Annotated in this window: 7 protein-coding genes; 5 read left to right on the top strand and 2 right to left on the bottom strand. The window is 48.1% G+C overall.

Going from position 1 to position 11,877, the window contains the following annotated elements; translation table 11 throughout:
• Window positions 1-270 precede the first annotated feature (270 nt).
• From ACESLU_RS06465 to ACESLU_RS06450, 4 genes are all read left to right on the top strand, one after another.
• Window positions 271-3,309 carry a SusC/RagA family TonB-linked outer membrane protein gene (locus ACESLU_RS06465; RefSeq protein WP_372636782.1) on the top strand — a complete coding sequence of 1,013 codons (3,039 nt, stop codon included), beginning with the start codon at window positions 271-273 and terminating at the stop codon, window positions 3,307-3,309.
• Between the two features lie 18 nt (window positions 3,310-3,327).
• Window positions 3,328-4,836: a RagB/SusD family nutrient uptake outer membrane protein gene (locus tag ACESLU_RS06460; RefSeq protein WP_372636780.1), complete on the top strand. Its 1,509-nt coding sequence runs from the start codon at window positions 3,328-3,330 to the stop codon at window positions 4,834-4,836.
• A gap of 123 nt (window positions 4,837-4,959) precedes the next feature.
• A complete protein-coding gene (locus tag ACESLU_RS06455; protein WP_372636777.1) occupies window positions 4,960-6,546 on the top strand; it encodes a sulfatase in 1,587 nt (528 codons plus the stop codon).
• 47 nt (window positions 6,547-6,593) lie between these two features.
• The gene (locus tag ACESLU_RS06450) at window positions 6,594-7,973 is read left to right on the top strand and encodes a glucoamylase family protein (RefSeq protein ID WP_372636775.1); all 1,380 of its coding nucleotides are present in this window, start codon (window positions 6,594-6,596) and stop codon (window positions 7,971-7,973) included.
• A 323-nt stretch (window positions 7,974-8,296) separates the two neighbouring features.
• Here ACESLU_RS06450 and ACESLU_RS06445 read toward each other — a convergent pair whose 3' ends face one another.
• On the bottom strand, window positions 8,297-9,292 hold the full coding sequence (locus tag ACESLU_RS06445) for a LacI family DNA-binding transcriptional regulator (protein WP_372636773.1): 996 nt from the start codon (window positions 9,290-9,292) through the stop codon (window positions 8,297-8,299).
• A gap of 125 nt (window positions 9,293-9,417) precedes the next feature.
• On the bottom strand, window positions 9,418-10,422 hold the full coding sequence (locus ACESLU_RS06440) for a LacI family DNA-binding transcriptional regulator (protein ID WP_372636770.1): 1,005 nt from the start codon (window positions 10,420-10,422) through the stop codon (window positions 9,418-9,420).
• Window positions 10,423-11,042: 620 nt separating this feature from the next.
• On the opposite strand from ACESLU_RS06440, the gene ACESLU_RS06435 reads away from it, so the two are divergent.
• The gene (locus tag ACESLU_RS06435) at window positions 11,043-11,672 is read left to right on the top strand and encodes an RNA polymerase sigma factor (protein WP_372636768.1); all 630 of its coding nucleotides are present in this window, start codon (window positions 11,043-11,045) and stop codon (window positions 11,670-11,672) included.
• The last annotated feature ends 205 nt before the right edge of the window (window positions 11,673-11,877 follow it).

Below are 11,877 nucleotides of genomic sequence, written 5' to 3'. Positions count from 1 at the left end.
ACGGAATAAATTGAAAGTATAAATGAATCATTAACCTACCATTTTCTTGCATAAAATTGCATATAATAAGAAATAGTTAACATTAATTTTCTTTTATTTCAAACTTAAATAGGCATAAATAGCAAATCTACGGCAACAGAATGCAAGAAATAATATTTTTTTAATTTAAAATTGCATAATGAATTGCATCATTCCCATTTAATTTTTAGTCTTACAATAGTTCCTGGTTGTTCCAGCCATAAAAATATTATCAACGACGACGGAAAAATTATGAGATACCAAAGCATTTCTATTGTTGTCCTGTCCCTAATCTGCTCACTGTTTCTTCTGCCGGAAAAAGGATTTTCACAAGCACATGAGGTAGAGGGAACCGTGAATGATCAGAATGGAGAGCCGCTGCCCGGCGTGAATATCCAGATAAAGGGCACTACGCGGGGCACCTCCACCGGCGCGGAGGGCACCTATAAACTGACGACAGAGAGCGAAACAGATACCCTGATCTTTTCCTTTATCGGTTTTGAAACGCAGGAAATACCGATCCAGGGACGTAACCAGATCGATGTGTCCCTAATACCGGCAACGCTGGAGTCGGGAGAGGAACTGGTGGTTATTGGCTACGGGACCCAACAGCGAAGCGACCTGACCGGATCGGTATCGAGCGTCAGGGGCGACGCCCTTACGTCCCCCGCCGTTTCTAATCCCGCCCAGGCGCTGCAGGGTACGGCTTCGGGCGTACAGGTCGTATCTGCCGGTGAACCGGGATCCTCCCCCTCTATAAATATCAGGGGAATTGGTACGACGGGCGACAGTTCACCCTTGTTCGTCGTTGACGGGGTTTTTGTAAATGATATTTCCCATTTAAACAATAACGACATTGAATCCATGGAGGTATTGAAAGATGCTTCCGCAACGGCGATCTACGGTTCAAGGGGAGCAAATGGGGTGGTGCTCATCACGACCAAACAGGGGACCAGCGAGGAGCCGGTCTTTAACTTCACCATGTCTGAAGGGTTGGAAGTGCCCACTTCCTATAGCATGGTCAATGCCCGGCAATATGCCACGCTTATTAATGAGGGACTCGAAAACATTGGAGAGGAACCAAGGTTCGATCTCAATCAGATTGACAGTTCCACCGACTGGTTTGATGAAGTAATGGATCCCGCTTCCGTCCGCAAGTATAATATTTCATTCAGCCAGGGGACCGATCGAAACAGTTATTACGTCAGCTTAGGATATGACAATCAGAACGGGACCGTTGATAAAAGTAGCTACCAGCGGTACTCGGTTCGTGTGAATAACCGGTATCACCTGAGTGACAATATCACTTTGGGGCATAACTTGTCTGGCAACTGGTCGGACAAAGAAAACCGATTGGGACCGGCTTTTGACTGGACGTACCGAATTCCTTCTACTATCCCGGTACGGAACCCCGATGGCTCGTATGCGTCAACGGGCATCGGTTCCAACGGGAATGTTGTTGCGGCTATTGACTACCACAATAATTTTACCAAATCCCGGGCCTTGGTTGGAAATGCATTTGCAGAAATCAATTTTCTGGACAACTTCCAGTTTAAATCCAGCCTGGGCGTGGATATGAATCATGCCGAAAATACGGATTTTAATCCCGTATTCTTTGTGGACGAGAACCAGAGAAACCAGGAAAGCAGCCTCTCAAAGATGTGGGCCAAGACCCAGAATTGGCTATGGGAGAACACCCTTACTTATAACCAGACCCTGGACATGCACAGGATTGATGCGGTAGTTGGGGTTACGGCCCAGGAAAACAATTTTGAGAGGCTGGGGGGAGACCGGAATAACATTTTCTCCGATGACAGAGAGCTCTGGTACCTGAATGCGGGTGCGACCGAGGGACTCGGTAACTCCAACAATGCCAGTTCCAGCAGTATTGTTTCTTACCTGGGGCGGGTTAATTATACCCTGATGGATAGATATCTGTTTACCGGAACCCTGCGTATTGACGGTTCATCGAAATTCCCGGAAGATGAGCGTTGGGGAACCTTTCCGTCGTTCGCTCTCGGCTGGAGGATCATTGAAGAGCCTTTTATGGAGGATGCGGGCTGGCTCTCCGATCTCAAGATTCGGGGCAGCTGGGGACAAATAGGAAATCAAAAAATTGGCGATTACCGGTACTACGCTACCGCTGCCACCGGTATCGGCTATGCCGGCATTTGGGGAAATAGTGTTGACCCGGGAGCAACTATTACGAATTTGGTCAATCAGAATGTAACCTGGGAAAAGAGTGAACAGACTGATATCGGACTGCAATTCGCACTGTTCAATAACAGAATTGAGGGTGAAGTTGACTGGTACAAACGGACCACCAAGGATATGCTGGTAGAGGTGGGCGTGCCGGGCTCCGTAGGGTTAAATGCCACGGAAGGGAATGTCGGATCCGTAGAAAATTCAGGTATTGAATTCAGCCTCGATATCAGCGGGTCACAAAACGATTTTTATTATGACGTCGGATTAAGAGCGACAACCATACATAACGAGGTGGTGGACCTCGGTACCAGGGATGAACTGATCGGCGGAAATATTGGAGCGGGTAAAAACGTGAGCCGCGCCCGCATAGGTCAGCCGATCGGATTCTTTTATGGCTATAAGTCCCTCGGTCCCTTTGATTCGCAAGAGGAGATCGACAACGCCCCCGCCCAGTCGGATGTCGCCCCCGGGGACCTGAGAATGGCCGACGTCAATGGCGATGGTACGATCAGCAGTGAAGACCGTACCAGGATCGGTTCACCGATTCCGGATTATACGGGAGGCCTGAATATCACCGTGGGTTATAAGGCCTTTGAGTTATCGGTTGATATGTATGGATCCTTTGGAAATGAGATTTACGACGGCAACAATAATGTGCGATTTTCCGGCGATGACAACTTTTCGAAAGAGTGGCTGGATCGCTGGACGGGTCCCGGCACAAGTGATGAGATACCGCGAATTACCTTCGGAGGTGATTGGAACTATGAAGTTTCTTCGCGCTGGGTACACGACGGATCCTACGTTAAAGTTCAGAATGTACGATTACAGTATAATATACCTGCATCCACGTTAGAGGCATTGCCGATATCATCCGCAAATGTTTATGTCAGCGGAAATAACCTGCATTACTTTACGAAGTATGAAGGGCTTACCCCGGAAATTCCGGGCAGTGTCAGGTCGCCCGGCAGCGTAAATGATCCCAATAATGCCAATGTGAATAGCAATAGTGGCTTAAATACGGGCATTGACAACAACATCTATCCGGTGTCCAAATTTTTCCAGTTTGGAACTTCTATAACTTTCTAAATTTAAGATTGAACAGCTATGAAGAAATTCATAAACGTTACCTTGTTAAGCATCTTTTTACTTGCAGGGCTTGCCTGTGATGATGGGGTTGTGAACTTAAATAAAGAGCCTTTGGGGGAACCCTCCAGTTCTACGCTGTATACTACCGAGGAGGGGATTCATAAACTTCTCAACGGGGCATATGCCCAGACCCGGAGTTTTGGGTTAAGCGGATTTGGCCGGTTTGTAGCAAAAGAAGTAGGTTCTGATGATACCAACCCCGGCAGTACCCCCGCAGATGGCAGCGTGCCCCGGATGGAACAGGTCAATAATTTTACTTACCTGACCAGTCAGGGTGATTTGAGTTCTTATTACGACAATAATTATACCTTAGTGGCCCGCGCCAATTTGGTTATCAATAACGCCCCTGATGTGGAGATGGATTCGGGGCTGCAGTCACGATATATCGGGGAGGCCAGGTTTTTAAGAGCGTTTGCCTACTTTAATCTGGTGAGAGGCTGGGGCGGTGTCCCCATCTATGAGGAAGTACCCGGAGATCCGGAAGAAGCGTCACAGGTAAAGCCGAGAGCATCGGAGGGGGAGGTTTACCAGTTAATTATATCGGATCTGGAAAGTGCGGTTGAGGACCTGCCGCTTAAAAGTGAATATGCTTCTTCTGATCTGGGAAGAGCGACAAAGGGAGCGGCCAGGACTATGCTTGCCCAGGCGTATCTTTTTCAGCAGGATTATGACAATGCACTGAGCTATGCCACGGATGTAATTGATTCTGGTGAATATAATTTGCTGGACACCTATGACCAGAACTGGAGTGTTGAGCATCAGAATGGTGCGGAGTCTATTTTTGAGGTCCAGTTTATAACACGAGATGAACAGGATATATCGAATGAATGGAACAAATGGCAGGGGGTCAGAGGGAATATAGGATGGGGATTCTTTTCTCCTTCCGAAGACCTGGCGAGTGCCTATGAAGATGGCGACCCGAGAAGGGATTACACCATATTTTTCGAAGGGGAAGCCTGGCCCGGTGCGCCGGAGGAAGTGCCTTCGTTTGCAGAGGGAGCCGATCCGCGCGCGAACCAAAAAACGCTGCTTCCCAAACCGTGGCCCGTCGGCTACCCGTCGAATTCACCGGTTAATATGATGGTTATGCGTTATGCCGATGTGCTGCTCATGGCCGCCGAGGCCCATAATGAGCTGGGCAATACGGGGGAGGCCTTAATGTACCTCGAAATGATACGAGCACGGGCAAGAGAAGGCGACCCGTCGGTATTACCCGAGGTTACGGTGGCCAGCCGGGAAGAACTGCGTCATGAAATATGGCAGGAACGCCGGTATGAACTGGCCCTGGAAGGCTACCGTTATTACGACATTATGCGATATAACGAAGTGGAGCCGGGATATGCCAAGGAGTTATTCGATGCCCTGGGGAAAACTGATTTTGATCCCAATAAGCATACACTGTTTCCTATACCACAAAATGAGATCGATTTTTCGGGGGGACAGTTGGACCAGAATCCGGGGTGGTAGGATAAAAATGGCGCCCTGCATCCATATTTATTTTAACTCCTGATTCCATCCCGGCAGGAGAGAGGACAATTGGGACAATCCCCCAACTCCAGATACTGTGAACCAAATTCCCGGTTACTGATTTTGCCAACTGCCAAGACCACATTCATTATTCTCCTGGCCTCTGTCATCCTTTTCGCCTGTTCCAAAAGGGGTGACCCGGAACCAACAGCGGACGGGAGACCGAATATTATCTTTATCATGACGGACGATCAGGCCACCCGCACAGTCAGCGCCTACGAGGGAGCTATAAACAACACGCCCAATATCGACCGGCTGGCTGAAGAAGGAGTGGTCTTCCGGAACAGCTTTGTGGCCAATTCGATTTGCAACCCGAGCCGGGCTGCGATCCTCACCGGCAAGCACAGCCATAAAAACGGGGTCGTCGGCAATGCCTCTCCCTGGGATAACCGCCAGGCAAACCTGCCGCGGCTGCTCCAGGACGCCGGTTATACCACGGCCCTGATTGGTAAGTGGCACCTGAATAACCCGCCGGGCGGCGAATTCGATCATTCGGAACGGCTTACGGGAGCGGGGAAACAGGGCTTTTATTACAACCCGGAATTTGTCACCGGCGGCGCAGATACGACCAAAGCGGAACAGGGGCACTCCACCGACCTGGTAACCGGTAAGGCCCTCCGGTGGCTTGCGGACCATACCGGCGGTCAGCAGGATCCTTTTATGCTCTTTGTACAGTACAAAGCCCCTCATGTCCCCCGCATGCCGGCCTTCCGGTTTCTCGACCGGTATCAATATGACACGATCCCCGAACCCCCGACCCTGTTTGACGACTACGAGACGCGGGCGCCCTATGCCCAAAAAGCAAATATGAAAATTCATTACAACCCGCTGCCCCCGCTGGAGGAACATGATCCCGGCGAAAACATCTATTACGACCGGATGACCCGGGACCAGCTGAGGCAATGGCACCGTTATAAGGACCCTGAGGTGGAAAGGTACCGGAAACGGGCGAAAACGAACGGAAAGGAGCTCCGTAAACTGGAATACCAGCTGTTCATTAAGGATTACCTGCGCCTTATCGACGGCGTGGATCAAAATGTAGGCAGGTTACTGGACTGGCTCGACAAGCACCCGGGTATTCGTGAAAATACATTAGTAGTGTTTACTTCGGACCAGGGCTTCTTCACCGGGGAACACGGCTGGGCGGAGAAGCGGTTTATGTATGAAGAATCGCTGAGAATGCCCCTCTTGATGCGATGGCCCGGCCATATGGAGGCCCGCCGCAGCATTGACGCCCCGGTACAGAACATCGATTTTGCTCCCACCTTCCTGGATATTACCGGCACTAAGATACCCGGTGACATGCAGGGGAGATCGTTCGCCCCGCTGCTGGAAGGAGAGACCCCTGACGACTGGCGACAGAGTACCTATTATCACTATTATGATCACGGGCTGCACGGGGTCCCGCGGCATGACGGCGTGAGAACCGACCGATACAAGCTGATCCATTTTTACACCGATGACGTGTGGGAATTCTATGACCTGGAAAAGGATCCCCGTGAAGTAGAAAATCGGTACGGAGAGCAGGAATATGAGGAGACCATCAACGAGCTCAAAAAGGAACTGGACCGGCTGAGGGATTACTATGAGGTGCCCGCGGATCACTTTCAACCGCCGTACGTCAAAGCCGGTATTAACCAAGAACTGTGAATATTGTCCGCCCGCAAATACCCGTTAATTCCAAGTTAACCTGAGTTATGAAAAAATTATTTCGTATTGCAGCCCTGGTCGTTTTCGCATCAGTTGCCACCATCGGCTGCCGGTCCCCCGAACCCACGGCCCCGGCCAAACAGGCCCCGGAAGGCGCGGTCACACAAATTTCGGAGGACTCGCTTCTGACGCTTACCCAGGAGCGAACGTTCCAATATTTCTGGGACGGCGCCGAGCCCCATTCCGGAATGGCGCGGGAGCGTTTCCATATGGACGGCAACTATCCGCAAGACGATAAGCATATCGTTACCACGGGCGGATCCGGCTTTGGTATCATGGCTATTATCGTGGGCATGGAGCGCAACTTTATAACGGACCGGCAGGGGGTTGACCGGCTGGAGCGAATCGTGAAGTTCCTGAAGGAGGCCGACCGCTTTCACGGCGTGTGGCCGCACTGGTTAAATGGAGAGACAGGTGAGGTGAAGCCTTTTGGAACGAAGGATGACGGTGGAGATCTGGTGGAAACGTCATTTCTGGTTCAGGGACTCATTACCGCTCGGCAGTATTTACGACGGGACGGCGGTCAGGAAGAAGTTTTTATAGCCGCCCAAATGGATACGCTCTGGCGGCAGGTGGAATGGGACTGGTATACCCGTGGCGGCGAGAACGTATTGTACTGGCACTGGTCGCCCAATTACGACTGGGAGATGGATTTTCCCCTCGAAGGATATAATGAAACCCTGATAACCTATGTGATGGCAGCCTCATCTCCCACGCATACTATTTCTGCGGATGCGTATCACGAGGGCTGGGCGCGCAACGGAAACATAACAGCCGATGTCACAACCTATGGATATGATTTGCAGCTTTCTCATAACGGGGCGCCCCAGTATGGGGGACCCTTGTTCTGGGCGCACTATTCGTACCTGGGACTCGATCCCCGGGGACTCGAAGACCGGTATGCCGACTATTGGCAGGAAAACAGGAATCATACGCTCATTAACAGGCAGTGGGCCGTTGAAAATTCGCATAATTACGAAGGATACGGGGAGGATTTATGGGGGCTCACGGCCAGCTATTCGGTCAACGGCTACGCGGCTCACCGTCCCGGCGAGGAAGATCTGGGGGTGATCTCCCCGACGGCCGCTCTTTCATCCTTTCCCTACACCCCGGAATACTCGATGGATGTCCTGCAGAATTTCTACTACCATTTAAGCGACAAAATTTTGGGTCCCTATGGATTTTATGACGCCTTCAGCCTCGAAGAAGACTGGTTTCCCCAAAAATATTTGGCCATTGACCAGGGACCCATTGTGGTGATGATCGAAAATCACCGCACCGGACTGCTGTGGGAACTGTTCATGTCGAGCCCGGAAGTTCAGAAGGGACTGAAAAAACTGGATTTTCAAAGTCCCCATCTGGAGTGATTGGTTGGAGGATATAGCAGAACTCCCGGATAACCCGGCTCCTTCAGTGGTGAACATAAAGGTTCTTTTTCCCCTGTTCACTGCACTGGTACCGGGTGTACACCACACTCTCATATACTGTTTACCGTATACCTGCCGGCAGCAGCTATGATGATGCTATAATGCTGCTATTATTATGAGAGGGTTTTGCAAAACCGTTCTTTTGGCCAATCTCTTCATTTTCGCTCATTCAAAATCCTCACATATGCATTATATGCTGCGGTTTTGAATTCGCTCAGGCTTTGATGTTTCCCGATGCTTCGGGACTGGTTTTGCAAAGCCCTCTATGAGGATTCGCGCACTTTGAGAGTTGTGGGGACGAGGTTAAGCATTCTGCCCGGGTGATTGTCGTTGCCCAACAGGGTTTTCATCTTTTGAATGGAGACGGTCCCCAGATGCTCGTAGTGAGTATGCACGGAAGAGATTTTGGGCCGATGTCGCGAGCAGATAGGCAGATCGTCAAATCCCACAATAGCGATGTCATCGGGAAAAGATAATTGCTCGACCATCGCCTGCTGCATAAAACCCTGGCACATATTATCGTTTCCGGCAAAAACAGCGCGCGGGAGGGGATCAGTCTCGTTAAAATCATCGAAAGCCTCGATGCCGGACTCAAAGCTGAAATCTCCTTCAAATTCCCAGCTGAGCTCCATCTCCTCCTCATAAGTTACAAAGTCGATGAACCCGTGGGCCCGCTGACGCGAGACATTTTTATCACTGGGACCGTAAATGATGCCGACGCTCGAATAGCCCCGCTCTTTAAAATGCCGGCCCACCAGCTGTCCGCCCCCGTAGTTGTCGAAACCCACCGTCTCAAAAATAGGGTTATCCAGGATTTCATTTGAGACCACCGGAAAATCATCGGGAAGCGCTTCCTTAAGATCTTGATACTGTTCCGTTGAAAAGCGGGGTACATTGATGATCAGTCCGTCGAAATGTTCCTCTTCAATCTTGTCGGCAATGTCTGCAATTTTAGGAATATGATCTTCCAGACTCGAAAAACTAAGCCGTACATTCTGGCGGGAGGCAGCCTTGTTTAACCCGTCAAAGAAGGAGGCATAGAATTCTCCGATCTCTATTCCTGCGATAAGCAGGATATTAAGCAGCTCCTCGGAACTTACTCCTTTGTCAAAATTTTGGATGGGGTAGTTGAGTTTTCGGGCACTCTTCAGGATGGTTTTTTTGGTATCCGGATTCGTATCAAATCCATTCAGCACTCTTGAAACCGTTGAAATGGAATATCCGGTATCATCAGCGATATCTTTTAGTGTAACTTTCAAAGTGAAAAAAAGGTTTATAGATTAATAATTTTTTAAACAATTTAAATACGCGTTATAAAATAAAGATAATTTAATTATTTATAGAATTAAATTAATAAAAAGAATGTTATAGCTTTTTAGTCTTGCTAAGAAGATTCTCGGGCTTCAACAGCGACCGGAACCAGGCTTAGGACGCCCTGTCTATGTACCGGATTGCTAATCACTTCTTTGATTTTTTCCATGGTTACCGTGCCCAGTTTTTCATAATCAGTATTAATGGAAGTAATGGTGGGCTGGTGCCGCCTGCATATCGGCATGTTATCATAGCCTATGAGGGCGATATCGTCCGGAATATGGTACTGGCGATTGATCGCCTCCTCCAGGAAAGCATGTCCCATATTATCATTACTGGCAAACAAAGCCCTCGGCCTGTCTGCTGTTTGTTGAAAAGCGTCAAAAGCTTTCTGGCCTGATTTAAAGCTAAAGTCCCCATCATACGTCCAGACCAATGACATATCGCGGGTCTGGGTGATGTAGTCGCGAAACCCATTGAGACGATAGCGTGCTTCCGGCTTTTGCATCGGGCCTTTTAAGATGCCGCATTTTTTATAGCCTTGTCCGTACAGATGTTCAGCGGCCATATAACCGCCGCTGTACCCATCGAATGTTACCGTTGGGAAAACAGGATTTTCAATCAGGGCGTTTGATACGATGGGAAAATTTTTGGGAAGGGTGTTAAACAGCTTTTGATAGTGCTTTCGACGAAAGCCCGGGGCATAGAGTATCAGCCCTTCATAATAGTGGTCCTCCACGAGCCTTTGAAGCATTTTCAGCGCCTGCGTAAACGACTGGGGCAGGCTGGTCAGTGACAGATGGATCTGTCTTTTCTGGGCTGCTCTGTCCAATCCAAAGAACAGAGAAGAGTAAAATTCTCCCAGGCGAAACTCAGACGCAATGCAAATATTCTTTAAGGCTTTGTCGGCATACGTGCCGTTACCCTTATTTAAGACAGGATAGTTTAATCGCTGAGCACTCTGGTATATTTTTCTTGTTGTTTTGCTGCTTATTTTGTCTGATCCATTTAGTACGCGTGATACCGTAGATATCGAGTACCCCGTATCCTCAGCAATATTTTTGAGTGTTACTTTCAAGGCTCAGTCGTATTTACAGAGTTTCAATCATCTGAATAAGACAATCGTGATTAGCCAAGCGTCATTTACGCAAGATGTGCAAGAAAATTTATGCATTCGAATAGAATATAAGAAATAGTTTATATTTATTTTAATGCCCGTCAGATATTTATAATGTTACTGTACGGTTGGAATAATATATTATTGTGAAGACAAAAAATGATAAGGGAGATTTTAGGGAATATTACGTTATGAGCTATGAGTCTGTTATCCCTATTTCTGTACACTGCGTTGCTGGCCGAAATAGTGCCGCCAAGACGCAGGATAGAAAAACAGCGGGTTAAATAAACGATGAGGTACACAGCTTGTGTTCATTTGGGGTACGACCCAAAGGACGGATCCTTTTTTCGGGGAGGGAAGACGGATAAAAAGGGATTGTAGCATTTGTGTGAAATTTTACTTTATATTGAAAACAAAAAATTTGCCTTATTAAATTTTATTAAAAAGAGATCAGGCTTAGAGGTATCTATATACAGGTACTACTTTTGGGTAATTTGAGGATGGATTAGTACCGGGTTATAATTTAGTGCTGGGTTATAATAATGACAGCTGATGAGTAATATCAATCTTGACCGGAATTTATGCTAAAATCGATACAATCTGGTGATGCTTCAGATTTTGAGACATTAAATGATTCCGAAGCCTGGGAAGCGTTTTTGAACGGGGATTGTGACGCCTTTCAATATCTGTTTCGAACGTATTATGACGATTTGTATCACTACGCGGTAAAATTTAGCGGAGAGCCCGCGGTAGCAGAGGATCATATTCAAAGGCTTTTCTTAAAACTATGGCGGCGAAGAGACCAGCTGGACAAAGTGGAAGGGGTAAAAACCTATCTATGGACCGCTTTACGGAGGAGTATTATCGATACTCTTCGCAGGAAGAAAACAGAAGAAAAATATCTAAATAAGCTCAAAGATAATCGTGACGGAATGCAATTTACGGCCGAGGAGCTCATCATCCGCCATGAGATGGATACCATGCAATCCAGAGAGCTGAAAGAAGCTATGCATCAGCTGACACCCAAAGAGCGCGAAGTATTATACCTGAAATTTTATGAGGGTATGAGCTATGAGGAGATTGAGCAGATCATGTCTGTGAGTTATCAGGCTTCCCGTAATTATGTGTACAGAGCATTGCAGTCGTTAAAAGCAATATTGAGCTCGGAGTTGGCTTTTGGGCTACTGTTTATGGGACTTCTATCGGTGTGATAGGATTGTAAAGTCAAGCCTTTACAGGTATGATTTTTTCTCCACTTAACCTCACCTGATAAATTGGAGTGAAAACGAGGGGGCGGGGGACGTCAGTGTCCGGGATCCATGAAATATACTGCTCCAGGATGGAATATTTGCGAGCTTTTTTTAAAAAAAATTGAAACGGATAAAAAAAACCGCAATTTTTTTTGGTTACAAACCC

This window comes from Fodinibius sp. (assembly GCF_041642155.1).
In the GTDB taxonomy this organism is placed as follows: domain Bacteria; phylum Bacteroidota; class Rhodothermia; order Balneolales; family Balneolaceae; genus Fodinibius.
The sequence above is the reverse complement of the archived record's forward strand: the minus strand, read 5'-3'. Positions and strand labels throughout refer to the sequence as shown.

Bases quoted from the DNA above. Each gene is read 5' to 3' on its own strand.
- ACESLU_RS06465 (WP_372636782.1), top strand. From the start codon at position 271: ATGAGATACCAAAGCATTTCTATTGTTGTCCTGTCCCTAATCTGCTCA.
- ACESLU_RS06460 (WP_372636780.1), top strand. From the start codon at position 3,328: ATGAAGAAATTCATAAACGTTACCTTGTTAAGCATCTTTTTACTTGCA.
- ACESLU_RS06450 (WP_372636775.1), top strand. From the start codon at position 6,594: ATGAAAAAATTATTTCGTATTGCAGCCCTGGTCGTTTTCGCATCAGTT.
- ACESLU_RS06435 (WP_372636768.1), top strand. From the start codon at position 11,043: ATGCTAAAATCGATACAATCTGGTGATGCTTCAGATTTTGAGACATTA.